The organism is Pseudomonas alcaligenes, from assembly GCF_014490745.1.
In the GTDB taxonomy this organism is placed as follows: Bacteria; Pseudomonadota; Gammaproteobacteria; order Pseudomonadales; family Pseudomonadaceae; genus Aquipseudomonas; species Aquipseudomonas alcaligenes_C.
Genome location: NZ_LZEU01000001.1, coordinates 4,824,193 through 4,849,281 on the forward strand (window position 1 = coordinate 4,824,193; position 25,089 = coordinate 4,849,281).

Consider the following 25,089-nt stretch of genomic DNA (forward strand, 5'->3'; position numbering starts at 1 on the left):
AGGACAATTCACGATCCCCTTGGAGCTAACATGCGCAAACTGCCCTACCTCCTGCTCACCACCACCCTCTGCCTGGGCGCCGCCAGTGTCCAGGCGCAGACCCTGGTGGCCACCAGCAACATCATCGTCCGCGCGCTGGATCGCAGCTTCGACTTCACCTCCGACACCACCACCTCGATCCGTGACATGAAGATCGTCCGCGCCGCCCGTGACGACGCCGCCAGTTTCGTCGCCAGCCAGGGCGAGATCCGTGGCGTGCAGCTGGAAGCCGCCTTCAGCACCCTGCGTGCGCGCCTGCCGGAAGCCCGCCAGGCCGATGACCAGGCCCTCGCCGAAGCCATCCTCGCCCTGTGATCCGCGCCACGCGCTGGCTGGCAGCCCTGGCGCTGCTGGCCAGTGCCAGCGCCCAGGCCGGCTTGCGCCTGAGCCTCGACGCCACGTCCCTCAGCCCCGCCGAACGCCGCGCCAGCCAGGCCCTGCTCGATCAGGCCAGCGCCGCCCTGCCGCCCAGCTTCATCCAGCGCCTCGACCGCGAGGTACAGGTCGACTGGTCGGACGACCTGCCCGGCAACGCCTACGGGCGCATCACCCGTCCCGACGGCCTGAGCCTCAATCGCAACCTGCTGCCCCGCCTGGTCGACCCCGTCCTGGCCGACGCCCCTTCCGGGCGCGCCCACGGCAGCCTGCGCCGTGAGCTGCTGGCCACCGTGCTGCATGAGCTGACCCACCTGTATGACCGCGCCCGCCTGTGGCCACACAGCGAACGCCTGCGGCTCGCGCGCTGCCAGGCCCAGGCCGCCAGCAGCGGCCCGGTCGGCCAGGCCGACGGCTGCCGCGGACAGAGCGCGCGACGCTTCACCCTGAGCGACGACCCGCAGCTGCTCGACCTGGCCGGCTGGCCGCAGGCGGTGGGCAAGCGCGGCCAGCGCGAAGCGGCCAACGGCCAGAATGGCCGCAGCCCCGACCTGTACGAGCTGAGCAACCCGCGCGAATTCGTCGCGGTGAATATGGAGTACTTCCTCCTCGACCCGGCCTACGCCTGCCGCCGCCCGGCCCTGCAGCGCTACCTGCGCCAGCACTTCGCCTGGCAGCCGGCTGCCCAGGCCGACTGCGCGGCCAGTTACGCCTACCTCAACGCCGGCCGCGACTTCGCCCGCCAGCCGCTCGGCCAGCTCGACCCCAAGCGCGTCTACGCGGTCGACTACTTGCTCGCCGAACCCAACCAGCAGTGGGCCAGCCGCTGGGGCCACAGCATGCTGCGCCTGGTCATCTGCGCCCCGGGGCGGCCGCTGGGGCCGGATTGCCGGCTGGATCTCGACCAGCACCTGGTGCTCTCCTACCGCGCCTTCGTCGGCGACGTGCAGCTGTCGAGCTGGGATGGCCTGACCGGCGCCTACCCGTCGCGCCTGTTCATCCTGCCGCTGGAGCAGGTGATCGAGGAGTACACCAAGGTCGAGCTGCGCGGCCTGGCCTCGGTGCCGCTGAAGCTGTCGCGCAGCGAGCTGGAACAGCTGGTCGAGCACGCCACCGAGCTGCACTGGAGCTACGACGGCGACTACTGGTTCCTGTCCAACAACTGCGCCGTGGAAACCCTCAAGCTGCTGCGCAGTGGTAGCGGCCGCAGCGAGCTGCAGAGCCTCGACAGCATCATGCCCAATGGCCTGCTGGCGATCCTCGCCGGGCGCGGCCTGGCCGACCTGAGCGTGCTCGCCGACCCGCGCGAGGCGCTGCGCCTGGGCTACCGCTTCGACTCCTACCGCGAGCGCTACCAGGCCATGTTCGGCGTACTGCGCCAGCGCCTGCCGGTGGCGCAGACGGATGTCGAAGACTGGCTGGCCCTGCCTGCCAGCCAGCGCCAGCCGTGGATCGCACGCGCCGACCTGCGCGCCAGCGCCGCCCTGCTACTGCTGGAACAGGCCGCCTTGCGCCGCCAGTTGCTGCTGGCCCAGGACGAGCTCAAGCGCCGCTACCTGGGCGCCCGCGCCAACCCACAGGACGGCCGTTTCGCCGCCGCCGACGACACCCTGCGACAGATCCTCGCCAACAGCGGCTTCCTCAGCCGCCCGGCGGAGCTGCTCGACACCGGCTATGGCCTGCCGCAAGCCGGCGAGTGGCAACGCCTGCAAGCCCAGAGCAGCGAGCGGCAAAAGGCCCTGCGCCGCCTCAGCGACGACCTCGACCAGGAAGTACGCCGCCTGCTCAGCGCCGAGCGCCTGGCCGAAGTGGATGCCGGCGAGGCCAACCTCAAGCAGATCGGCGAACACCTGCGCGTCCTGCACAAGGCCAGCGGCGGCCTGGTACTGCCCTGAAGCGGCTGATGATCCGGCCACTTAGCCTGCAGGGCGGGTGCAACCCGCGCCGGGGCAACGCGGGTTTCACCCGCCCTAGACACGGCTTTACGCAGGGAGCGCACAGCGCACCCTACAAGTTCTCCTCGTCTTCCTCGGGCAGCTGCGGATCCAGATGCAGCCAGGGCAATCGACTCTTCACCCAGATATGCCGATCGGCCGGCGCCTGCGCTACCTCGTCGAGGGTTGCCACCGTCACGTCCAGGCTGCCCGGACTGAGCGTGGTGAACAGCGCCAGCTGGCAGCCGCAGCCTGGGCAGAAATAGCGCGTGCAGGACGCCGACGAGGCGTACGCGCCCGGCTCGCCCGCCGTCCACTGGAAGCCCGCCCGCGCCACGGTGACCCAGGTGGTGACGATGCCGCCGCTGGTGCGCCGGCAGATCGAACAGTGACAGTGGGCGATATCCTGCAGCGCCCCGCCGAAGGCATAGCGCAGCTGCCCGCAATGGCAGCCGCCGGTGTGTAGATCGCTCATTCGCCCCACCTCGCAGTTCAGCTCCCACCCTAGTCGCCGCCATCCGCCTGGGCAATCGCCGTACCGCCGGTTGCCCCAGACCCAGCGAAAGCTGGCTGAAAGCTTCGCCTCTTAGCATCCACCCACTGCCGACTCCAGATCGGCCGGCCGGGCCTGCCCGGCCAACCCCCGACAACAACAAGATGGGTGATTGCCATGCCTCGTTCCGCCTGCCGCAGCGGCCTCGCCGCGCCTGTTCTCCGCTCGTCGCACCCGCTGCGCTGACCCGACCGGAGAAACCGCCATGCTGACTTTCCTCGGCTTCGCCATGGTCATGACCTTCATGTACCTGATCATGAGCAAGCGCCTGTCCGCCCTGATCGCCCTGATCATCGTGCCCATCAGTTTCGCCCTGCTCGGCGGTTTCGCCGCCGGCATCGGCCCGATGATGCTCGAAGGTATCGGCAAACTCGCCCCCACCGGAGTGATGCTGATGTTCGCCATCCTCTATTTCGCCCTGATGATCGACTCCGGCCTGTTCGACCCGGCCGTGCGCGCCATCCTGCGCCTGGTCAAGGGCGACCCGCTCAAGGTGTCCATGGGCACCGCCGCCCTGGCCCTGATCGTCTCCCTCGACGGCGACGGCGCCACCACCTACATGATCTGCGTGGCCGCCATGCTGCCGCTGTACAGCCGGCTGGGCATGAGCCCGCTGATCATGGCCGGGCTGATCATCCTCGCCGGCGGGATCATGAACATGACGCCCTGGGGCGGCCCCACCGCCCGCGCCGCCAGCGCCCTGCACGTCGACCCCTCGCACATCTTCGTGCCGATGATCCCGGCCATGATCGTCGGTTGCATCGCCCTGTTCGGCGTCGCCTGGGTCTACGGCAAGCGCGAGCGCGCACGTCTCGGCGTGCTGCACCTGCCAGACGACCATGAGCAGCACGCCGAGATCAGCGTCTCGCAATACCCGGAAGCGCGCCGGCCCAAGCTGCTGTGGATCAACGGCGCGCTGACCGCCGTCCTGATGGCCACCCTGATCGCCGGCCTGCTACCGCTGCCGGTGCTGTTCATGATCGCCTTCAGCATCGCCATGATCATCAACTACCCCTGCCTGCAGCAGCAGAAGGAACGCATCGCCGCCCACGCCGGCAACGTCCTGGCGGTGGTCGGGCTGATCTTCGCCGCCGGCATCTTCACCGGCATCCTGTCCGGCACCGGCATGGTCGAGGCCATGTCCAAGAGCCTGCTGGCGGTGATTCCCGAAGCGCTCGGCCCGCACCTGGCGGTGATCACCGCGCTGGTGAGCATGCCGTTCACCTTCTTCATGTCCAACGACGCCTTCTATTACGGCGTGCTGCCGGTGCTGGCCGAGGCCGCCAGCCACTACGGCATCAGCCCGGTGGAAATGGCCCGCGCCTCGATCGTCGGCCAGCCGGTGCACCTGCTCAGCCCGCTGGTGCCCTCCACCTACCTGCTGGTCGGCCTGGCCAAGATCGAGTTCGGCGACCACCAGCGCTTCACCTTGAAGTGGGCGGTTCTCATCTGTCTGTGTATCCTGCTTGCCGCATTGTTGCTGGGCGTGTTCCCGCTGTTCGGTTCCCACTGAAGCGAACCCGCCCCGTAGAGCGTGCCGCCGAGGGCTCAAGCCCCGGCGGCATGTTCGTGCTGTAACCCTTTACGCTGAAATTCCACGAGGAAATCGCACATGGAATGGCTGACCAGCCCGGAAATCTGGGTCGCCTTCTTCACCCTGACGGTTCTGGAAATCGTCCTGGGTATCGACAACATCATCATGATCGCCATCCTGGTCGGGCGCATGCCCAAGGCCATGCAACCGAAGACCCGCTTCTTCGGCCTGGCCCTGGCCATGGTCACGCGCATCCTGCTGCTGCTCTCCATCACCTGGGTGATGCGCCTCACCGGCGACCTGTTCCATATCCTGGAGCAGGGCATTTCCGGGCGTGACCTGATCCTGTTCTTTGGCGGCCTGTTCCTCCTGTGGAAGAGCAGCACCGAGATCTACCAGGGCCTGGAAGGCGAAGACGAAACCACCGACGAGCCGAAGAGCATGATGGGCGGCTTTATCGGCACCATCATCCAGATCGCCATCATCGACATCGTGTTCAGCCTGGACTCGGTAATCACCGCCGTCGGCATGGTCTCCAACGTACCGGTGATGGTCGCCGCCATCGTCGTCGCCGTACTGGTGATGATGCTGGCCGCCGGCACCATCAGCGACTTCATCGACAAGCACCCGTCGCTGAAGATGCTGGCCCTGTCGTTCCTTATCGTGGTCGGCACCGTGCTGATCGCCGAAGCCTTCGAAGTCCACGTGCCGAAAGGCTACGTCTACTTCGCCATGGCCTTCTCCCTCGGCGTGGAAGCCCTGAACATCCGCATGCGTACCGCCCGCGGGCGCAGGGAGCAGGATCCGGTGAAACTGCGCAAGGATATTCCGGGCGAATAAGCCTGATCCGCACAAATAAAACGGGGCCATAAGGCCCCGTTTCTGTTTCTTCACCCATCAAAACAGACTGAGCTGATCCTGTGCACCCACCGCAGGGGAGGTCGGTGACGACTCTGGCGAAGTGACACCCAGCCGCTCCGCCAACCCCGCCGCCCGTTCGGCCCTGGTATTCACCGCATCGCTCAGGCGTGCTGGCAGGCCCCAGATTTCCACCTTGTGCTTGGCGCGGGTGATGCCGGTGTAGAACAGCGCGCGGGTCAGCAGCGGGCTGGAGAGCTCGGGCAGCGCCAGCAGCACTTCGCTGAACTCCGAGCCCTGGCTCTTGTGCACGGTCATGGCGAAGGCGCTGTCGTGGCTGGGCAGGCGCGCCGGGGCGAAGGCGCGGTAGCCGTCCTCACCTTCGAAATACACCCTGAGACCGTGCTCGCCGTGCAGGCACAGGCCGATGTCACCGTTGAATAGGCCCAGCGCATAGTCGTTCTGTCGCACCATCACCGCGCGGCCGGGATACCAGCGTTCGCGTTCGGCCAGGCTGTAACGGCGCTTGATCCGCGCCTCCAGCGCCTCGTTGAGGCCGCTGACGCCCCACGGCCCTTCGCGTTGGGCGGTAAGGGCGCGGAAGGCGTTGAAGGCGGCGAAGGCCTGGGCCGGATCGCCCGCGCGGGCGGCCTGCAGGTAGGGGCGATAGCCCTGGTCGAGGCGCTCGAGCAGGGCGGCCGGAGTCGGCTGCGCCTGCCAGTGCAGGTCGGCGCGGTTTTCCTTGAGCAGGTTCAGCGTGCCGGGGGCATCGCCGCCATTGATGCGGCGTGCCAGCTCGCCGATGCCGCTGTCGCCGGCAAAGCGGTGGCTGTGGGTGAGCAGCACCACGGCGTCACCCAGCCGCGAGCGTGGCGGCTCGACCGGCACGCTTTGCCCGGTGATGCGCTGCAGCTCGGCCACAGCAACGGCGTCGAAGCCGCGCCCTTCGCACAGCTCGGCGAATACCGCGCCAGCCTCCACGGCGGCCAGCTGATCCTTGTCGCCGAGCAGGATCAGCCGCGCGTGCGGCGGCAGGGCATCGACCAGCTTGGCCATCAGCGCCAGGTCGACCATCGAGGCTTCGTCGACCACCAGCACATCCAGCGCCAGCGGCCGCGCCGCATCGTGGCGCACCCTGGGCGTGTCACCCCGGCTGCCGAGCAGGCGGTGCAGGGTGCGCGCCTCTTCCGGCAGGGCGGCCTTGATCGCCTCGCTGACTGGCAGCTCCGCCTTGGCATTGCGGATCGCCTCGGCCATGCGCGCCGCCGCCTTGCCGGTGGGCGCGGCCAGGCCGATGGCCAACTGGGCGCCACCCGGCTGTTCGAGCAGGGCCGCAAGCAGGCGCACCACGGTGGTGGTCTTACCGGTGCCGGGGCCGCCGGAGATCACTGCCAGACGTCGGCGCACGGCCTGGGCAGCGGCCAGGCGTTGCCAGTCCGGTTGCTGCTGATTGAAAGCAAACAGGCGCGCCAGGCTTTCCGTCAGCACGGCTTCGTCGACCTGCGGCAGATCGTCGGCGCGGGCCAGCAACTGGCTGGCAAGCTGGCTTTCGTAGGCCTGGTAGCGGGCCAGATAGAGGCGCGAACCATCGAGGATCAGCGGGGCGAACTGACCGGGCCCAGCAACCAGCGGCGAGGCGACGAGCTGCTGACGCCACTCGGTGAGGGCAGGCAGGACGAAGGCGAACTCCGGCCACGGCCGTTGCCCGGCCAGGCGCGCCAGCGGCAGGCACACATCGCCCTTGTCCAGCGCCTCGCAGCACAGCGCGGCGCTGGCCAGCACGCTGTCCGGCGCCGTCGGGTCGAGGCGACGCAGGCTATCGACCAGGGCGCGCTCCAGCGGGCCGAGAGGCAGATCCAGCAGGCTCATCGCAGCCACTCCAGATCAGCCGTAGCCCGGATGCAATCCGGGAGCGGAATTCCCCGGATTGCATCCGGGCTACAGGTACGGCGCATCAGTGGCCCTCCGCAAACAGTCGATCGAGGGCATCCAGCAACGCATCGCTGGGCCGGGCGAAGTACACGCCGGCCTGGGGCATGCCGCGCAGGAACAGGTAGTAGGCGCCGCCGAGCTGTTCGTCCTGGAAGTCGGCCAGGCGCTGGCGCAGGAAACGCCGCAGCGCCACCAGGTAGATCAGGTACTGCAGGTAGTAGTGCTCGCCGGCCAGGGCCTGCAGCAGGCGCTCGCCGCCGTAGTGGCTGGCGTCCGGGCCGAGCCAGTTGGACTTGTAGTCGAGGATGAACCAGCGTCCCTGGTGTTCGAAAGTCAGGTCGATAAAGCCCTTGAGGAAGCCCTTGAGGCTGTCGAACTCCAGGCGCTCGGCGGCCTGGCGCAGCGGTTCGGCCAGGCCCATGGCCGGGTCGACCAGGATCGTGCGCAGGCGCTGCACATCCAGATCGGCCACAGGAAAAGTGAAACCCAGCTCGGGCAAGCGCCGCGCCGCCTGTAGGCTGGCCAGGGTCAGGCCATGGCCGTCCAGGTCGCTGTCGAGCACCTGCTGCAGATGGGCGCAGGCGATAGCCGTCCACAGTTCGGCGTTGATGCCATGGGCGGTCAGTGCCGGTTCGACCAGTTCGGCCAACGGCGCCTTGCCGCGCGCCCAGTCTTCGAGGATGGCGTGCAGGCAGGTACCGGCGCGGGCGCCACGGGGGAAGGCGAAGAAGCCGCTGCCCGGCTCGCTGGCGTCGGGCATGACCAGGCCGTCGCGATCCGGCGCTTCCATATGCATGCCCGCAGCCAGACCGGAGAAACTGCCGATACGCCAGGCGCTGTGCAGGCTGCGCTGGAACTGCTGCAACTGGGCCGGCGGCGTGGCGCGCTGCTCGCCGGCGGCATTGGCCTCACGGGCCAGCAGCGGCAGGCGGGCGATCATCCCGGCGCTGCTTTCGGCCAGGCGATCCAGCTCGGCAGCCAGGGCCACGCCGGATTTCTCGTTGAGATGCCCGGCCAGTTCAGCGAGGGCATCGTCGCCACCCAGCTCACGGCCGTGCAGCAGCCAGGCCAGGGCGCTGCTGTGCAGGCCTTCGTCAGGCAGGCCGCCGTCCTTCTTCGGCTTGGGCACGGCGACCGGGCCCCAGTGCAGCCACAGGCGATGCTCGGCGCGGGTCAGGGCCACATAAGTCAGGCGCAGCTTCTCGGCGAACACCTCGCGCCGCGCCGTTTCCAGGCGCTCGTCGAGGCGTGCGCTGCCGAGGTCGAGCAGCGGCTGGCCATGTTCGTCGTGGCAGCGAGCGCTGTCGGTATGCTGGCCAAGCAGGCGGCCGTCCCACAGGAAGGGGCAGAACACCAGCGGGTACTCCAGGCCCTTGGAGGTGTGGATGGTAACGATCTGCACCCGTTCGGCATCGCTTTCCAGGCGCAGCAGGGCATCCTCACCGGCGCCCTCGCTGCCGCGCTGGCCGTTGAACCAGGCGAGCAGGGCTTCCAGGCCGGGGCGCTGCAGGCTCTCGGTCTGCAGCAGTTCGGCCAGGTGCAGCAGGTTGGTCAGCCGGCGTTCGCCGTCGATGCCGGCCAGCAGGCGCTCGGCCACCTGTTCCTGATCCAGCCAGGCTCTGAACACCCGCATAAAGCCGTGCTGCTGCCACAGCTGGTGGTATTGCTCGGCGTCGGCGCGCTCCTTGTCCCAGGCGCGCTCGTCGTCCTGGCAGCGCGCCAGCTGCGCGGCATCACGGCCGAGCAGGCGGCTGGCCAGGGCATAGCGCAGCACGCCCTCGCGGCCCGGCTCGGCGTAGGCGGCCAGCACCGCGGCCAGCTCGCCGGCTTCCTCGCTGTGCCACACACTGTCGCGGCCACGGCGCACGCTGGGCACCCCGCGGGCCGCCAGCTCATCGGCGATGCTGGCCGCCTCGCGGTGGCTGGCCACCAGCACGGCGATATCGCCACCCCGCAGCGGCGTGCGCGCGCCCTTGTCGTCGAAATAGGCTCTGCCCTCGCCACTGGCAGCCAGCAGCCCGGCGATACGCTGGGCGGTGTCGAGGGCGGCGATCTCGCCGGCGCGGCCCTTGCTCAGGCCGTCGTCACCCAGCCAGACCAGGGCCAGCGGCGCAGCGCTGTCTTCGTCCGGCAGCACCAGCTGCGCCCGTGATTTGGCCCCGGCGCTGACCGGCGGGTAGTCCAGGCCGCGCTCGGCAAACGGCTGCGGGCGGGCGAACAGGCGGTTCAGCGCGTCGATCAGCTGCGGTGTGGAGCGGAAGTTGAACGGCAGGTCGTAGCGCCGCGCCGCGGCATCGCGGGCGGTGAGGTAGGTGGCCAGGTCGGCGCCACGGAAGGCATAGATCGCCTGCTTGGGATCGCCAACGAAGCACAGGTCGCCGCCCTCGCGGTAGATGCGATCGAAGATCTGGTACTGCACCGGATCGGTGTCCTGGAATTCGTCGATCAGCGCCAGCGGGTATTGCGTGCGCAGGGTCGTGGCCAGGTCGGCACCGGCCGGGCCTTGCAGCGCCTCGTTGAGGCGGTTGAGCAGGTCGTCGAAGGCCAGCAGGCGCTGCGCCGCCTTGCGCGCCGGCAGCTCGGCGTTGAGCTGGTCGAGCAGCTGTACCTGCAGGGCGATCAGCTTCTGCCGCCCGGCCGGCACGGCGGCGCCGAGCGCTTCGGCCAGCTGGTCGAAAGCCTCGGCAAGGGCGCCCTGCGGTGCGTCGAAACCTTTCTTGGTGGCCTTGTACAGCGCCGCCGCGCCGAACTTGGCCAGGCCATCCGGTTGCTCGAACAGCGCCGCCGGGTCGGCGAAGTAGGCGTCCAGGCCGGCGGCCCACAGCTGGAACTTGCCGGCCTTGTGGGTGCTCTGACTGAGCCCGGTATGCTCGCGCAGCTGCGCGACAAAGGCCGCGCCCTGCTCGCGCCACAGCTGCTCGGCGCGTTCCCAGGCGTTGCTGGCGGCGTTCAGTTCATCGCCACTCAAGGTCTCGCGCGGCTCGATGCGCAGGTAGGGCTTGCCCAGGTGGCTGCGCAGGGCCTGGCGCAGGCTGCCCGGGGTGATTTTCTGCTTGGCCAGGAAGCGCGCCCAGGCCGGGTCGGCCGCCGCCAGCACATGGCGCCAGGCATCGGCGAGCAGGGCGTCGAGCACCTCGCGGTCGTCCTGGGTCAGTTCGGCGTCGAAGTCGCCGCCGGCCTCGAACGCCGCGTCCTGCAGGGCGCGCTGACAGAAGCCGTGGATGGTGAAGATGGCCGCCTCGTCGAAACCATGCACGGCCAGCAGCAGACGCCGGCGCGCCTCCTCGCCAGGATGGCGGCTATGCAGTTCGCGGAGGAAGGGATCGCTACTCGGCGTGCCTTCGTAGACCGCCAGCAGCTCGGCCAAGCGTGCGCGAATGCGCTCGCGCAGCTCGGCGGTGGCGGCGGTGGTGTAGGTGACCACCAGAATCTGGCTGACGCTGAGCTGCTGCTCCAGCAGCAGACGCGCGTACAGCGCGGTCAGCGTCCAGGTCTTGCCGGTACCGGCGCTGGCCTCGATCAGCGAGCGGCCGGTGAAGGAGGAAGTCTGCAGGTCGAGGCTCATGCGTCCTCCTCGTCGGCGGCCAGGGCCAGCAAGGCCGGGCCGAGCAGCTGTTCGGCCAGTTGCTCGAAGCGCTCGCCGAGCGGTTCGCGCTCACGGAAGGCCAGGGCATTCCAGGGGTCGAGGGCTTCGCCGGGAATCGGGCTGAAGTCGGCGCCGAGCCAGGCGCTCTGGGCATTGGCCCGCGCCGCGTCGAGCGGTTCCTTCTTGCTGCGTGCGCTGGGGGTGAGCAGGGCCTTGGCGAATTCGTAGCTGCTGCGTGACAGGAACGGCAGCGGCGCGCTGAGCGCCTCGCGGTAGGCGGCCAGCCAGCCCTCCAGCAGCTCGCGGGCATTGGCTTGCGGGCCGAGCTGCCAGTCGCCGGCCGGCGACACCAGCAGGCTGTCGCGGGCGATGCCTTCGCCGGCGGCGACATTGAGCAGCAGGTGGCGCAGCCAGAAGCCGGGTAGATCCCAGGCGCTCGGCGCATTCAGGCGCCAGTCGAACAAGCCGGCACTGGTCACGCCGTCCAGCCAGCCATGCAGGCGCACGCCAGCCAAGCTGATATCCACTAGCAGTGGTTGCGGCGCTTCCGCCGGGCGAGCCTCGAACAGCCGCGGGGCAAAGGCGCGCACCGGGCCGCGCAGCTTGCCCCACAGGGCGTGGCCCAGCTCGCCGGTAGGCAGCCAGCCAGCGGCGCGGGCAATGCGGCGTTCCTGCTGCTCGCTCCAGTCGCGCTCCACCGCCTGCAGGGCCAGATGGCGCAGGCCACGGCGGGCCGGGCCTTCGAGAGCGAAGGGCTCGTCGCTGGCAATGGCTTCCTCGGCATCGGCCAGACGCAGGCCCAGGCGCTGCTCGAGGAGGAAGCGCGCCGGGTTGCGGAAGCACAGCAGCAGCTGCGCCGGCTCGATGGTCAGCCAGTCCTCGCCCGGCTCCGGCAGCTGGGTGATGAAAGGCGGCGGGCTCAGCAGCGGCGCCTCGGCCAGGCGCTGAGCGGCGCGGAACCAGGAACCGGCGAAGCCCAGCTGCTGGCCGCTCTGCTGGAAGTTGCCAGGGGCGAACGGCTGCAGCGGATGGGCCACGCTGATCGCCGCGCTGGCCTTGCCGCTGGCCGCCACGGCGGTGATATCCACCGCTTCGAGCAGCTCGCTGACCAGCACCGAAGGCGGCAGCACGGCGTTGTCGCGCGGGTCGCGGCCGACGTAGCTGAGGTACAGGCCGTCGCGCGCCGAGAGCAGGGTTTCCAGCAGCAGGTAGCGGTCGTCCAGCCGTCGTGCGCGGTCGCCACGGCGGGGCTTGTGGCTGATCAGGTCGAAGCCGGCCGCCGGCGTGCGACGCGGCAGGGCACCGTCGTCCAGGCCAAGCAGGCAGACCAGGCGGAACGGCAGGCTGCGCATCGGCACCATGGTGCAGAAGGTCACCGCGCCGGTGAGGAAACCTGAAGCCCCGCCACCAGCCTCCAGCGCCGTGCCGAGCTGCTGGCGCACCAGGGCCAGCTCCAGCGGGCGCTCGATGCCCGCATCCGCCGCCTGGCGGGCCAGCGCGGCGCAGGCCTGGCTGAGCAGCAACAGGGTATCGCCGGCTTCGCGCTCGTCGAACAGGCTGTCGATCAGCCCTTGCAGATCCAGCGCCCAGTCGCCCAGCGGGCGCGGCCGCTGCAGGCTTTCGGCCAGGCCGGCGAGCTTGCCGACGAAGGCGCACAGGCGACCGAGCAGCTGGCCGCGCGCACCTTCCAGGGCATCCAGCGGCAGGTTGTCACCGAGCAGCGGGATGCCTTCGCCGGCCAGTTGCGGCGGCGCGGCGAAACCCAAGAGCAGACGGTCGAGGCCCTGGGCCCAGGTAAAGGCATTGTCTTCCGGCAGGCCGAGGGCGGCATGGTGGCCGGCATCGCGGCCCCAGCGCACACCGGCGTCGCGCAACCAGTCGCGCAGCAGCGGCAGGTCTTCCGGTTCGATGCCGGCACGGCGGGCAATGGCCGGCTGCTCCAGCCAGGCGAGGATTTCCTCGGCGGCGAAGCGACTCTCGGGCAGCGCCAGCAGATCGATGAAAGCTTCCAGCAGCGGCAGCTCGGCACGCAGGCTGCGGTCAGCCAGGCTGAAGGGAATGCGCGGGGCACCTTCACGCGGGGCAAACACCGCTTCGATGTAAGGAGCGTAGCGCTCGATATCGGGAGTCAGCACCACCACCTGATCCGGCGTCAGGCTGGGGTCGGCGGCAAAACGGGCAAGCAGCTGGTCATGCAGGATTTCCACTTCGCGCAGCGGCGAGTGGGCGATATGCAGCTCCAGCGAGCGGTCATCGGCGCGCAGCTCGATTCGCTCGTCCGCACTACGCGTTCGGAGCCGCAGGATATCGTGCTGCAGGGCATGCAGCAGGCTGTCGTCGTGCAGATCGGCGTCTTCGCTGTATAGCCCGGTTTCCTGGCCGCCCTCGGCCGAGGCCAGGCTGAACAGGCTGTCGAAGAAGTCGCGGCCCTGCTTGCCGAGGCTGGCCAGCAGCGGGTGGCCGACATCGAGGTACCACTCGTCCGGGCTCAGCTCCGGCTGCTTGGCCAGCTCGCGAATGTCGCGGATCTCGCCCCAGGCCTCGCGGCACGGGTTGAGGGCGAAAATGATCACCTCCGTATGCCGCGCCAGCCCTTCGAGCACGCGCAGGTGATGGGGCGGCAGCGAGCTGATGCCGAACACCAGCAGGCGCTCCGGCAGGCCAGTGATGGGCGCCGGGTCGTACAGCCGTTGCAGCAGGTCGTCGAGCAGGCGCGCGCGGTGCGGGTGGCCGTCCTTGGTCAGCTCGCGCCAGAGCAGGGCCTGCCAGGCTTCGTCGGCGCCCAGGTCGCACAGTTCGTCGCGTTCCCAGGCGGCCAGCCAGTCGTCGCGGTACAGCAGGTACTGGTCGAACACGTCGGCGATGCGCGTGGCCAGGGACAGCCGGCGACGCTCGTCGCCGCCTTCCAGGTAGCGCGCCAGGCGCGGCGCCAGCTCCAGGTTGGCCGACTCGCACAGCCAGTCGTACAGGCGCCAGCTGAGGGTCAGCGGGGTGAAGGCGGACTGCTCGGGCAGCTGGCCCAGCACCAGCCGCGACAGCTCCCAGACAAAGGCCGAGGGCAGCTGCACTTCCAGCTGCATGGCGATGCCCTGTTCGCGCGCCAGCTGCAGGGTCAGCCAGCGGCCGATGCCCTGGCTCGGTACAACCACCCGTGCCGGGGCGAACGGGTCGCGCGCCGGCGTGGCGAGCAGGCGGGTAGCCAGGGCGCCAAGGGTTTCCAGGTCGGGGGCGTGGTACAGGCTGAGCATCGGGCTGCGCGTCTCGAAAGCAGTGGCGGCAAGGGTAACAAGAAGCGCGGCCCGGGGAGGACGCCGGCGCGGATTATTTGCTACCGTGCCGGGGCCAACATAACAACCATTCAAGGAGGAAACATGGCATCCGGAAACCCCTCGCTCTCGGAAAAGGCCTTCAGCAACCTAGAGGTTGCCAGCGATCCGATGACCCTCGGCGGTACCGTCAACAAGACCGCCATATTGCTGGCCCTGATGCTGATCCCGGCCGTGTGGATCTGGGGCCGCTTCTTCGCCAACCCCGAAAGCGCCGGGCAGCTGCTGCCACTGATCTTCGGCGGCCTGGGTGCCGGTTTGCTGCTGTCGCTGATCGTGATCTTCTTCAAGCGCAGCGCCCCCTACCTGGCACCGCTGTATGCCCTGGCGGAAGGCCTGGTTCTTGGCGGGGTCTCGGCCTTCTATGAGGCGCAGTTCCCCGGCATCGTGCTGCAAGCCGTGGCGCTGACCTTCGGCACCCTGTTCTGCCTGCTGGCCGCCTACCGTAGCGGGCTGATCCGCGCCACCGAGAACTTCAAGCTCGGCGTCACCGCCGCCACCGGCGCCATCGTCCTGCTGTACCTGGTCAATATGGGCCTGCGCCTGTTCACCGATATCAGCATGCCGTTCATCCATGAAGGCGGCTGGTTTGGCATCGGCTTCAGCCTGTTCGTGGTGGTGGTCGCCGCACTCAACCTGGTGCTGGATTTCGACTTCATCGAGCAGGGCGTCGAGCAGCAGTGCCCGAAATACATGGAGTGGTATGCCGCCTTCGGCCTGATGCTGACCCTGGTCTGGCTGTACCTGGAAATGCTTCGCCTGCTGTCCAAGCTGCGCAAGTAAGCACACACCCGCAGGTAACGAAGGGCCGCCGATGCGGCCCTTTGCATTTGTGCGCAACGTGCTGCCAAGGCTGGCGCCCGCCGTGATCTGCAACTAAAGCTAACGGTAAGGGAGAAAACCGCCGCCCCGGCCGTCCAACAACAAGCTCCCGGCAAGCGAGCCCCACGGGAGGCTACGCCATGCTGACCCTGCTCAACCTGCTGTCTGCCATCGCCCTGCTGGTGTGGGGCACCCATATCGTGCGTACCGGCATCCTGCGCGTGTACGGCTCGCAACTGCGGCGCATCCTCAGCCACAGCGTGCAGCGGCGGCCGCTGGCGTTCGCCGCAGGCATCGGTGTCACCGCCCTGGTGCAGAGCAGCAATGCCACCGCCCTGCTGGTCACCTCCTTCGTCGCCCAGGGCCTGATGGAGCTGGCCCCGGCGCTGGCCATCATGCTCGGCGCCGACGTCGGCACGGCGCTGATGGCCCAGGTGCTGACCCTCGACCTGTCCTGGCTGTCGCCGCTGCTGATCTTCGCCGGGGTGGTGCTGTTCCTCTCGCGCAAGCAGAGCCGCCTGGGCCAGGTCGGGCGGGTGGCGATCGGCCTCGGCCTGCTGATCCTGGCGCTGCAGCTGATTGTCCAGGCAGCCAAGCCGATCGCCGAATCGCACAGCATCGAGGCGCTGTTCGCCTCGCTGACCGGCGACCTGCTGCTGGATGCCCTGGTCGGTGCCCTGTTCGCCCTGATCACCTACTCCAGCCTGGCTGCCGTGCTGCTCACCGCGACCCTGGCCGGCAGCGGCATGATCGGCCTGCCGGTGGCCATCGGCCTGGTGATCGGCGCCAATATCGGCAGCGGTGTACTGGCCCTGCTCGGCAGCGGCATGCAGTCGACGGCCGGGCGCCGGGTGGCCGTCGGCAGCCTGCTGTACAAGCTGCTCGGCCTACTGCTGGTGGTGCCCCTGGTCGATCCGCTGGTGCACTGGATGGCCGGCCTGGGCATCAACAGCGGCAGCCTGGTGATTGCCTTCCACCTGGCCTACAACAGCCTGCGCTGCCTGCTGCTACTGCCCAGCGTGAACCTGATGGCACGCCTGTGCAGCCTGCTGCTGGCCGAGCGTGGCAGCAGCAACGGCGTGGCCGCGCCGCGCCATCTCGACCGCACGGCCCTGGAGACTCCCAGCCTGGCGCTGGCCAACGCGGTGCGCGAGACCCTGCGCATCGGCGACCTGGTGGAGCAGATGCTGGCCCAGCTGCCGGAACTGCTGCGCGATGGCGACGCCGAGGTCGGCCGCGAGGTGCGCCGCCTGGATGACGATGTCGACGCCCTCTACAGCGCGGTAAAGCTGTACCTGGCGCAGATGCCGCGCGAGGATCTGCCGGCCCATGACAGCCGGCGCTGGGCGGAAATCATCGAGCTGGCGGTGAACCTGGAGCACGCCGGCGACATGATCGAACAGATGGTCGGCAAGCTCGACCACCACAAGCGCCCGCGCCACCAGGCCTTCTCCGAGACCGGTCTGGCCGAGCTGCTGGGCCTGCACCAGCAGCTGCAGGCCAACCTGCGCCTGGGCCTCAATGTGTTCGTCAGTGGCACCCGCGACAATGCCCAGCGCCTGCTGCGGGAAAAACGCCGCTTCCGCCTGCACGAGCGCCAGCTGGCCCATGCCCACGTCAATCGCCTGAGCCGTCAGGTGGTGCAGAGCATCGAGACCAGCGCCCTGCACCTGGAGCTGATCGCCGACATGAAGCGCCTCAACTCGCTGTTCTGCAGCAGCGCCTATGCCGTGCTGGAGAATGACGACAGCGCGCCGGCGGGCAACACCGACGGCCTCGACGACACGCCGCTGCAGACCCCGCCCGCCAGCTGAGGCGGTATCACTGGGGTTGCAGATAGCGCGCCTTGATCCGCTCCAGGCTGCCATCGGCGCGCATGCTCGCCACTGCCGCACTCAGACGCCGCACCAGCCGGTCAGTGCACTGCCGCGAACAGGCCAGGTACTGGCCGGTGGAGCCCAGCGCGGCGCCGCGCAGCAGCGCCGGGCCGCCCTCCTGACGCTGCAGCAGGTCGGCTTCCAGTACCGGGTTGTACCAGGCCTCGACCCGTCCGGCCTGGAGCATGTGCAGGGCCGACGGCCCCTGGTTGACCTCCACCAGTTGGCTGGGCGCAAAGCCCTGTTCGAGAAGGATGGTGTAGCCTGCCGAGCCGCGCGACACGGCAATGCTGTGCAGGCGACTGCGCGCCTCGGCAAAGGATGCAATGGGCTGCTCGCGGGTGTAGAAGGCGCGCTCGACCTGCATGATCTCGGCGATCCAGGTGAAACTGCTTTCGCGCTCGGGTAGACGTGCCAGGGGAATGATCAGGGTGTCCTGCAGCAGCGGCACGCTGCTCAGTGCCCGTGGGCTGGGCACCACGATCAGTTGGTAGCCGTAGCCGGCCCGGCGCAGGGCTTCGAGGGTGATATCACCGATGATGCCCTTGTGCTCGCCCTGGTTGACGGTGATCGGCGGGACTTCCATCAGGTACAGCGGCAGTTCCTGCGCCCAGGCGCCGGCCAGCTGCAACCCCAGCGCCAGCAGCAGCCAGCCTCCGCCTCGCGCACGTCGCGCTCCCTGCATCCCTCATCCCCTCTGTGGTTGTTTCTGCAGTGTTGACCCGCCGCCGCGGCCCCGCCAGTTTCCGCGCAGCGCCGGCCTGCTGGTATTCTGCCGGCTTTTGCGCCGCCCATCCGCCGTTCCGCCCGAAGTCGCCATGCCCAACTGGAAACCCCTGCTGCACCGCCTGCTCGCCCTGATGCAACGCTATCCCGGGCTGATCGCCCTGTTCGGCTTCCTCTCCGGGATGGCCAGCTTCATTCTGGTCGACCGCCAGGAGCGGGTCGGCAAGGTGATCGCCGTGCTCATGCTGCTGAGCTGGGCCTGGCTGCTGCTGGAGGGCTTGCTGACCCGCGGTGCGGCGCGCTGGCTGCGCCTGGAAGTACCGCCGGTGGTGCTGCGCTACCTGACCCAGATGATCCATCAGGAGAGTCTGTTCTTCGCCCTGCCGTTCTTCTTCGTCACCACCGCCTGGAACAGTGGCCAGCTGGTATTCACCAGCCTACTGGGCGCGGCGGCGCTGGTCGCCATCATCGACCCGCTGTACTACAAGTGGCTGGCCGCCCGGCGCTGGCTGTACCTGATCTACCACACCCTGGCGCTGTTCGCCGTGCTGCTCACGGCGCTGCCGCTGATCCTCCACCTGACCACCGCCGAGAGCTACCGGCTGGCCCTCGGCGTGGCCCTGGTGGTGGCCCTGCCGAGCCTCGGCGGGGTGCTCAGCATGCAGCGCTGGTGGCGCTGGCTGGCCTTCGCCGGGCTGACCCTGGCCCTTGGCGTCGGCGGCTGGCTGGCGCGGCCCTGGGTGCCGCCGGCGACCCTGTGGCTGACCGAGGTGGCGGTAACCGACGAGCTTCACGAGCGCTCGCCGGGCGCTGGCCTGGAGCAGGTCAGCAGCGCCCAGCTGCGCGAGGAAGGGCTGTACGCCTACACCGCGATCAATGCACCGCGCGGGCTCAACGAGCGCATCTACCATGTGTGGCGTCACGAAGGGGTGGAGATGGATCGCATCGCCCTGGATATCCATGGCGGACGCAAGGCCGGCTACCGCGCCTGGAGCCACAAGCGCGTGTTCCCGGCCCAGGTGGCCGGCGACTGGCAGGTGCAGGTGGTCACCGAGACCGGCCAGCGCATCGGCGTGCTGCGTTTTCGCGTAACCGATTAGCCACTCCGGCCGCTACAGGCGGAAGCGCTGCACCATGCCGTTGAGGTCGCTGGCCAGGCGCGCCAGCTGATCGCTGGCCACCGAGGTTTCATGGGCGCCGGTGGCGTTCTGCGCGGCGATGTCGCGGATCGCCACCAGGTTGCGATCCACTTCCCGCGCCACCTGGGCCTGTTCCTCGGCGGCGCTGGCAATCACCAGGTTCATCTCGTTGATCTGGCTGACCCGTGTGGAGATCAGCTCCAGCGCACCATCCGCCTCGCTGGCCAGGCTCTGGCTGCGCACCGCGTACTCGCTGCTCTGCGCCATGGCATCCACCGACTCCTGACTGGCGCTCTGGATGGCGCTGATCATCCGCTCGATTTCCTGGGTCGAGACCTGCGTGCGCTGGGCCAGGGCGCGCACCTCGTCGGCTACCACGGCAAAGCCACGGCCCTGGTCGCCGGCCCGCGCCGCCTCGATGGCGGCATTCAGCGCCAGCAGATTGGTCTGCTCGGCGATGGTGCGGATCACCTCCAGCACACGACCGATGGCGATGGCCTCCTCGGCCAGGGTACCGATGGTGCGCGAGGTCACCTGCAGGCGCTCGCTGAGCTGCTCGATGGTGCTGCGCGTGGTGCTGACCTGCCGGCGGCCGGCCTGCGCCGTCTGTTCGGCCTCGCGCGAGGAGTCGGAGGTATGGTTGGCGTTGCGCGCCACCTCGTCCACCGCCGCCGACATCTCGGTGACGGCGGTAGCTGCCATCTCGATCTCGTCGTTCTGCCGGGTGATGCCGCGTGAGGATTGCTCGGTCACCACATGCAGCTGCTCGGCCGCCGAGGCCAGCTGCACTGCCGCACCCTGGATGCCTTGCAGGGTGCTGCGCAGGTTCTCCTGCATCAGCTTGAGGGACTCCTGCACATCGGTGATCTCGTCATGGCCGCTGCACTGCACCGGCTGGGTCAGGTCGCCACCGGCATTGCGCGCCACCACGGCGCGCAGCTCGCTGAGACGCAGGTTGATGCCGCGGCTCATCACCCAGGCCTGGGCACCGCCGCCGAGCAGGATTACCAGCAGCAGGCCGGCGATCAGGGCGAAGTTGCTCTCGTACAGGGCCAGGCCCTCGTTGTACTTGCGCTCGGACTCCTGCAGCTGCACGTCGATCAGCTTGGAAAACTGCTCGGAGAGCGGGTCGATGCGTGGGTACAGTTCTTTGGCGGTGAAGGTCGCCAGGCCCTCGCCATCGTTGCCGCGCAGGATCGCCTTGAGCCGTTGTAGCGGATCACGCGCAGCCTGCATCAACGGCTCGATCTGGGCGATCAGCTGCTTCTCGTCGGTGATCAGTTCGGTGCGCTTGTAGGCCTGCCAGATCGTGTCGATCTTGCCTTCGGCCTCCTCCACCCGGCGCAACGCCTCGGCAGAGGTAATCCCGCCGTTACGCGCCTTGTGGCTGGCATCGACGATATTCACCGCGTAGAGGTCGGCGATCACCTTGAGGTCGCGCAACGGCACCACGCGATCCAGGTAAACGCTGTTGAGGTCTGCTAGTACGCCGCGCAGGCCGTTGAGGCCACTGACGCCTATAGCCAGGCTGCCCGCCATCATCAGGACGATGAGGACGAACAACCTTGTCCGAATAGTCCAGTTTTTCATGGTCGGCCACCTACAACTACAACAGGCGCATGCCTAAGGAAACCATAGTTGTATTTTGCCAGCAGTGCCCGGCCGGCACGGCTTGCCGACAGCCGGCGCAGGCCGCCGGCAGCGTGGCGGAAGGTTCGCGAGCGGCTGCCGTGCCGCTACAGGCGGAAGCGCTGCACCATGCCGCTCAGTTCGCTGGCCAGGCGCGCCAGCTGGTCGCTGGCCACCGAGGTCTGGTGCGCGCCGGTGGCGTTCTGCGCGGCGATGTCGCGGATCGCTACCAGGTTCTTGTCCACTTCCCGCGCCACGTGCGCCTGCTCCTCGGCGGCGCTGGCGATCACCAGGTTCATCTCGTTGATCTGGCTGACCCGCTCGGCGATCAGTTGCAGAGCGCTGTCCGCCTCGCTGGCCAGGCTCTGGCTGCGGCTGGCGTATTCGCTGCTCTGCGCCATGGCGCTGACCGACTCCTGGCTGGCGCTCTGGATGGCGCTGATCATCCGTTCGATTTCCTGGGTCGAGGTCTGCGTGCGCTGGGCCAGGGCGCGTACCTCGTCGGCCACCACGGCAAAGCCGCGGCCCTGGTCGCCGGCCCGCGCCGCCTCGATGGCCGCGTTCAGCGCCAGCAGGTTGGTCTGTTCGGCGATGGTGCGGATCACCTCCAGCACGCGGCCGATACCGATGGCCTCCTCGGCCAGGCGGGCGATGGTCACCGAGGTGTTGTCCAGGCGCTCGGTGAGCTGCTCGATGGTACTGCGCGTGGTGCTGACCTGCTGGCGCCCGGCCTCGGCGGTGGCCTCGGCCTCGCGCGAGGAATCGGAGGTGTGGTTGGCGTTGCGCGCCACCTCGTCCACCGCCGCCGACATCTCGGTGACGGCGGTGGCGGCCATCTGGATCTCGTCGTTCTGCCGGGTGATGCCCTGGGCCGAGTCGTCGGTCACCGCGTGCAGCTCGTCGGCCGCCGAGGCCAGCTGGGTGGCCGAGCCCTGGATGCTCTGCAGGGTGTCGCGCAGGGTGTCCTGCATGTCGCCGAGCGAGCGCTGCACCTGGGTCACCTCGTCAGCGCCCTCGGCCCGTACAGCCTGGGTCAGGTCACCGCTGGCGATGCGCTGCGCCGACACGGCCAGCTCGGCCAGCGGCTGGGTGATGCTGCGGCTGAGCAACCAGGCGGCCAGCAGGGTGAACAGCACGCTGGCGCCGAGGATCAGGCTGAACGTCCAGGTGGCGCTGTTGGCATGCTGCTCGGCGCGCTCGCCGGCCATGGCGGCACCGCGGTTGTTCAACTCGATGATGGCGTCCAGGGCATCGGTCAGCGCGGCGAAGCGGCTGGCCGACTCGCTGGCAGCGGCCTGGTCGAGCTGGCCGGCGCGAATGCTCGCCACCACCTTGCCGAGGGACTCTTCGTAAGCCTTGCTCTTGCCGCTGTAGTCGGTGAACAGGCGGCGATCCTCGTCGAGGATGATGGTTTTCTCGTAGGCCGCATCGTAGCCGGCGACCCGCTCGCGGATCGTCTTGGCCTCGGCACTGAGGCTGTCATCGCGATCCGGATGGGCCATCACTTCGTACTCGGCCAGGCGCAGGGCCTGGCGGTCGGACTTGATCTTGGCCATCAGGTCGAGGCCCAGCATCCACACGTCCTTCACTTCCACCAGCTCGCCGCGCAGGCTGGAAAGCTGGCTGAGGGCCATGCCGCCGGTGAACAGCAGGATCAGGGTGAGCACCCCGAAGCCGATCAGATTGCGTAGACCGACACTGACTGAGCGCAGAAACATGGCGTACTCCGGAACTGCTGGGCTGACTCCTGCAGTCTAGTCCCACGCAGTAGGCCGGCAAGCCGCACCGGCCGTGGCCTTCAGCCGAAGAACCAGTAGCACACCAGGATCGACGCCAGCACCCCGACCAGGTCGGCGAACAATGCGCAGCCCACCGCATGACGGGCGCGCTGGATACCGACCGAGCCGAAGTACACGGCCAGCACGTAGAAGGTGGTTTCCGTGCTGCCCTGCATGGTCGCCGCCACCAGCGCCGGGAAGCTGTCGACGCCCTGGGTCTGCATGGTCTCGATCAGCATGGCGCGTGCCGCGCTGCCGGAGAATGGCTTGACCAGGCCGGTGGGCAGGGCCTCGACGAAGCGGCTGTCCCAACCCAGCTGCTCGACACCCCAGCGGATGCCGTCGAGCAGCACGTCCAGGGCCCCCGAGGCGCGCAGCACGCCGACCGCGCAGAGCATGGCAACCAGGTAGGGCAGCAGGTTCTTGGCCACCTCGAAACCGTCCTTGGCGCCTTCGACGAAGCTCTCGTACACCGGCACCTTCTTCAGCGCACCGAGCAGCAGGAAGCTGAGGATCAGGCCGAACAGGGTGAGGTTGCCGAGCAGCGAGGACAGCGCGGTGAGCGCCGTGGCGCTCAGGCCGGCCAGCACCGCCATGAAGCCGCCGAGCAGCAGGGCACCGCCGCCGAACCAGGCCAGCAGCACCGGATCCCACAGTTTCAGGCGCTGCATGAAGGCCACCGAGAGCAGCGCGCTCAAGGTCGACACGCTATTGGCCAGAAGGATCGGCAGGAACACCAGGGCCGGGTCGCTGGCGCCCTGCTGCGCGCGGTACATGAAGATCGATACCGGCAGCAGGACGAAGGACGAGGCGTTCATCACCATGAACAACACCTGGGCGTTGCTCGCCGAGGTCGGGCTGGGGTTGAGCTCCTGCAACGCCTTCATCGCGCGCAGGCCGATCGGCGTGGCCGCGTTGTCCAGGCCCAGGCCGTTGGCGGTGAAGCTCAGGGTGACCAGGCCCAGCGAATGGTGGCCACGCGGCACCTCGGGCATCAGGCGGGCGAACAGCGGGCCGAGCAGGCGCGCCAGCAGCTCGACCAGGCCGGCCTTCTCGGCAATGCGCAGAAAGCCCAGCCACAGGGTCAGGGTGCCGAACAGCAGGATCATCACGTCGACCGAGGTCTTGGCCATGGTGAACAGGTTTTCCACCATGGCCGCCCATACCCCCGGGTCGCCGCCAATCCAGCGCACCAGGGCAGCCACCGCTGCCACCGCGAAAAATCCTAGCCACAGGCCATTGAGCATCGAGCGTCCCCCGTCGTTGGCCCGGATGATAACGATCCGCCGCCACCCGCGCGACCACCACCCACATTCCCCACGGAGACTGACCTACGCCGCCTGGTGCTCCACCAGACGACGGAACTGCCGTGCCGTCAGCGGCTTGGCGAACAGCCAGCCCTGGCCGCACTCGGCACCCTGCTCGGCCAGATACAGGGCCTGGGCCTCGTGCTCGATGCCCTCGGCCACCACCTTCAGTTGCAGCGCGGCGGCCATCTGGATGATGTGCGGCGCCACCCCGCTGCTGGCAGCGTCGTGGCCGAGGGCGTCGACGAACGACTTGTCGATCTTCAGCACATCGGCCGGCAGCTCCTGCAGGTAGGCCAGGCTGGAATAGCCGGTGCCGAAGTCGTCGATCAGCACCCGGTGGCCATAGCCACGCAGCTCGGCCAACACCCCCTTGGCCGCCTGGATATCGGCCAGCCCCGACTCGGTCACCTCGAAGGCGATCTGTCCGGCGCCGACCCGGTACTGCAGCAGCAGGCGGGTGGCCAGCGCGCCAATGCGCGGCTCGGCGACATCGCAGGCCGCCAGGTTGATCGAGATGTACAGCCCGGGGTGCTGGCGCAGGCAGTCGCCAAGCTGAACCAGCACCTGTTCCAGCACGTAGTCGGTGATGTCGCGGATCAGCCCGCTGCTTTCCGCCATGGGGATGAACATGTCCGGGCCCATCAGCCGGCCGTCAGCCCGGCGCCAGCGCACCAGGGCCTCGGCGCCGACGCAGCGGCGACTGGCCAGATCGTAGATCGGCTGGAAGCGCACGCGCAGGGCACGACGGCGCAACGCCGCCGGCAACGAGCCGGGCAGCGACAGCTGGTAGCTGACCAGGTGATAGGTCAGCACGCCGAAGAGCAGGGCCAATAGCACCGCCGCCGGCAGCCAGCCGGACAGCCCCTCGCGCAGACGCTGCTGCAGCACGCTGCGGTCGGCGAACAGCACCAGATCGAAGTCCGGGCTCTGGGTCGGCATGCGATAGACCAGTTGGTGCTGGCCGACCAGCAGGCTCTGACCGGTCGGCCAGCCACCTGCCGGCGGCCAGGCTTGCGGCGGGCCGAGCACCGGCAAGGCGCTGTTCGTAGCGTGGGTAACCAGCAGCAGGCTACCGCCGGGCGGCAGCTCGACTACATCGGCCAGATGGCCGCGAGCGGTGGACAGGCGGAAATAGCCGCGCTGCACCACCAGCGCGGCGAGGTCGTCGTCCGGCTGGGCGCTGGTATTGAGCCAGTAGCTCTGCTGTCGGCCCTGGATATCCGGCGGGCGCTCAGCGCCGAAGGAGCTGCGCTTGGGCGAGGATGAACAGTGCTGGTCGCCGCCGATAAAGGCCGCCTCATAGACGAAGCGGTGGCTGAAGGTCACCTGGCGCAGGGTTTCCACCATGGCCAGGTCGCAGCCGCGCAGGGGCTGGCGCTCCAGCAGGTCGAGGGTTTCCTCGAGCTGGCCGAAGATCTGCTCGAGGCGTTGCAGGAAGCGCTGGCCGGCGGCCTGCAAGCGCTCGCTCTCGGCCTGCTGGGCCTGGTGGTTGGCCAGCCAGAGGCCGCCCAGGCCGAGCAGAACGACACTGCACAAGGTAGCCAGCAGGGCCATCGGCCAGGGTCGATAGAGGGTGCGGCGCAGCCGCGGCAGCTGGGGCGGCATGGGCCGGACTCCACGCGAGGATTCCTCAAGGTATAGCCCAGCCCCCGGCACGCGCCGCAATAGCCG

The 25,089-nt window shown here is 68.7% G+C and carries 16 protein-coding genes; 7 read left to right on the forward strand and 9 right to left on the reverse strand.

Annotated elements, in window-relative coordinates:
• Positions 1-30 precede the first annotated feature (30 nt).
• Together A9179_RS22175 and A9179_RS22180 are read left to right on the forward strand one after the other, a co-directional pair.
• Positions 31-354, forward strand: a complete 324-nt coding sequence (locus A9179_RS22175) for a DUF2388 domain-containing protein (protein WP_187808345.1) — start codon at positions 31-33, stop codon at positions 352-354.
• Positions 351-2,309, forward strand: a complete 1,959-nt coding sequence (locus A9179_RS22180; RefSeq protein ID WP_187808346.1) for a DUF7844 domain-containing protein — start codon at positions 351-353, stop codon at positions 2,307-2,309. The genes A9179_RS22175 and A9179_RS22180 overlap by 4 nt, the downstream gene beginning before the upstream one ends.
• 112 nt (positions 2,310-2,421) lie before the next feature.
• Here A9179_RS22180 and A9179_RS22185 read toward each other — a convergent pair whose 3' ends face one another.
• Positions 2,422-2,823 (reverse strand): GFA family protein, encoded by a 402-nt coding sequence (locus tag A9179_RS22185; protein ID WP_187808347.1) that lies wholly within the window; start codon positions 2,821-2,823, stop codon positions 2,422-2,424.
• A gap of 283 nt (positions 2,824-3,106) precedes the next feature.
• Here A9179_RS22185 and A9179_RS22190 point away from each other — a divergent pair, with 283 nt between their 5' ends.
• Both A9179_RS22190 and A9179_RS22195 read left to right on the forward strand, forming a co-directional pair.
• On the forward strand, positions 3,107-4,414 hold the full coding sequence (locus A9179_RS22190) for a CitMHS family transporter (RefSeq protein WP_187808348.1): 1,308 nt from the start codon (positions 3,107-3,109) through the stop codon (positions 4,412-4,414).
• A gap of 99 nt (positions 4,415-4,513) precedes the next feature.
• Positions 4,514-5,275 carry a TerC family protein gene (locus tag A9179_RS22195; RefSeq protein WP_187808349.1) on the forward strand — a complete coding sequence of 254 codons (762 nt, stop codon included), beginning with the start codon at positions 4,514-4,516 and terminating at the stop codon, positions 5,273-5,275.
• A gap of 57 nt (positions 5,276-5,332) precedes the next feature.
• On the opposite strand, the gene recD is transcribed toward A9179_RS22195, so the two are convergent.
• The 3 genes from recD to recC form a co-directional block, all read right to left on the reverse strand.
• Complete coding sequence (gene recD / locus A9179_RS22200) at positions 5,333-7,162, reverse strand: exodeoxyribonuclease V subunit alpha (RefSeq protein WP_187808350.1); 1,830 nt, start codon at positions 7,160-7,162, stop codon at positions 5,333-5,335.
• Positions 7,163-7,247: 85 nt separating this feature from the next.
• Positions 7,248-10,790: an exodeoxyribonuclease V subunit beta gene (gene recB / locus A9179_RS22205; RefSeq protein ID WP_187808351.1), complete on the reverse strand. Its 3,543-nt coding sequence runs from the start codon at positions 10,788-10,790 to the stop codon at positions 7,248-7,250.
• The gene (recC, locus tag A9179_RS22210; RefSeq protein WP_187808352.1) at positions 10,787-14,059 is read right to left on the reverse strand and encodes an exodeoxyribonuclease V subunit gamma; all 3,273 of its coding nucleotides are present in this window, start codon (positions 14,057-14,059) and stop codon (positions 10,787-10,789) included. Before recC ends, recB begins: the two co-directional genes overlap by 4 nt.
• Positions 14,060-14,182: 123 nt before the next feature.
• Between recC and A9179_RS22215 the strand changes: the two genes are divergently transcribed.
• Positions 14,183-14,920 carry a Bax inhibitor-1/YccA family protein gene (locus tag A9179_RS22215; protein WP_187808353.1) on the forward strand — a complete coding sequence of 246 codons (738 nt, stop codon included), beginning with the start codon at positions 14,183-14,185 and terminating at the stop codon, positions 14,918-14,920.
• A 179-nt stretch (positions 14,921-15,099) separates the two neighbouring features.
• Complete coding sequence (locus A9179_RS22220) at positions 15,100-16,773, forward strand: Na/Pi cotransporter family protein (protein ID WP_187808354.1); 1,674 nt, start codon at positions 15,100-15,102, stop codon at positions 16,771-16,773.
• A gap of 7 nt (positions 16,774-16,780) precedes the next feature.
• Here the strand turns inward: A9179_RS22220 and A9179_RS22225 are convergent, their stop codons facing one another.
• Positions 16,781-17,521 (reverse strand): substrate-binding periplasmic protein, encoded by a 741-nt coding sequence (locus A9179_RS22225; RefSeq protein WP_187808355.1) that lies wholly within the window; start codon positions 17,519-17,521, stop codon positions 16,781-16,783.
• A 133-nt stretch (positions 17,522-17,654) separates the two neighbouring features.
• Here A9179_RS22225 and A9179_RS22230 point away from each other — a divergent pair, with 133 nt between their 5' ends.
• Positions 17,655-18,662 (forward strand): DUF5924 family protein, encoded by a 1,008-nt coding sequence (locus A9179_RS22230; RefSeq protein ID WP_187808356.1) that lies wholly within the window; start codon positions 17,655-17,657, stop codon positions 18,660-18,662.
• 12 nt (positions 18,663-18,674) lie between these two features.
• On the opposite strand, the gene A9179_RS22235 is transcribed toward A9179_RS22230, so the two are convergent.
• The 4 genes from A9179_RS22235 to A9179_RS22250 form a co-directional block, all read right to left on the reverse strand.
• A complete protein-coding gene (locus tag A9179_RS22235) occupies positions 18,675-20,291 on the reverse strand; it encodes a methyl-accepting chemotaxis protein (RefSeq protein ID WP_187808357.1) in 1,617 nt (538 codons plus the stop codon).
• Between the two features lie 146 nt (positions 20,292-20,437).
• The gene (locus tag A9179_RS22240) at positions 20,438-22,048 is read right to left on the reverse strand and encodes a methyl-accepting chemotaxis protein (protein ID WP_187808358.1); all 1,611 of its coding nucleotides are present in this window, start codon (positions 22,046-22,048) and stop codon (positions 20,438-20,440) included.
• 80 nt (positions 22,049-22,128) lie between these two features.
• Complete coding sequence (locus A9179_RS22245; protein ID WP_187808359.1) at positions 22,129-23,355, reverse strand: nucleoside recognition domain-containing protein; 1,227 nt, start codon at positions 23,353-23,355, stop codon at positions 22,129-22,131.
• 84 nt (positions 23,356-23,439) lie between these two features.
• Positions 23,440-25,023 (reverse strand): EAL domain-containing protein, encoded by a 1,584-nt coding sequence (locus tag A9179_RS22250; protein WP_187808360.1) that lies wholly within the window; start codon positions 25,021-25,023, stop codon positions 23,440-23,442.
• Positions 25,024-25,089 lie beyond the last annotated feature (66 nt).

Coding starts and splice junctions, on each gene's coding strand:
- A9179_RS22175 (WP_187808345.1), top strand. CDS start 31: ATGCGCAAACTGCCCTACCTCCTGCTCACCACCACCCTCTGCCTGGGC.
- A9179_RS22185 (WP_187808347.1), bottom strand. CDS start 2,823: ATGAGCGATCTACACACCGGCGGCTGCCATTGCGGGCAGCTGCGCTAT.
- A9179_RS22190 (WP_187808348.1), top strand. CDS start 3,107: ATGCTGACTTTCCTCGGCTTCGCCATGGTCATGACCTTCATGTACCTG.
- A9179_RS22195 (WP_187808349.1), top strand. CDS start 4,514: ATGGAATGGCTGACCAGCCCGGAAATCTGGGTCGCCTTCTTCACCCTG.
- recD (WP_187808350.1), bottom strand. CDS start 7,162: ATGAGCCTGCTGGATCTGCCTCTCGGCCCGCTGGAGCGCGCCCTGGTC.
- recB (WP_187808351.1), bottom strand. CDS start 10,790: ATGAGCCTCGACCTGCAGACTTCCTCCTTCACCGGCCGCTCGCTGATC.
- recC (WP_187808352.1), bottom strand. CDS start 14,059: ATGCTCAGCCTGTACCACGCCCCCGACCTGGAAACCCTTGGCGCCCTG.
- A9179_RS22215 (WP_187808353.1), top strand. CDS start 14,183: ATGGCATCCGGAAACCCCTCGCTCTCGGAAAAGGCCTTCAGCAACCTA.
- A9179_RS22220 (WP_187808354.1), top strand. CDS start 15,100: ATGCTGACCCTGCTCAACCTGCTGTCTGCCATCGCCCTGCTGGTGTGG.
- A9179_RS22225 (WP_187808355.1), bottom strand. CDS start 17,521: ATGCAGGGAGCGCGACGTGCGCGAGGCGGAGGCTGGCTGCTGCTGGCG.
- A9179_RS22230 (WP_187808356.1), top strand. CDS start 17,655: ATGCCCAACTGGAAACCCCTGCTGCACCGCCTGCTCGCCCTGATGCAA.
- A9179_RS22235 (WP_187808357.1), bottom strand. CDS start 20,291: ATGAAAAACTGGACTATTCGGACAAGGTTGTTCGTCCTCATCGTCCTG.
- A9179_RS22240 (WP_187808358.1), bottom strand. CDS start 22,048: ATGTTTCTGCGCTCAGTCAGTGTCGGTCTACGCAATCTGATCGGCTTC.
- A9179_RS22245 (WP_187808359.1), bottom strand. CDS start 23,355: ATGCTCAATGGCCTGTGGCTAGGATTTTTCGCGGTGGCAGCGGTGGCT.
- A9179_RS22250 (WP_187808360.1), bottom strand. CDS start 25,023: ATGCCGCCCCAGCTGCCGCGGCTGCGCCGCACCCTCTATCGACCCTGG.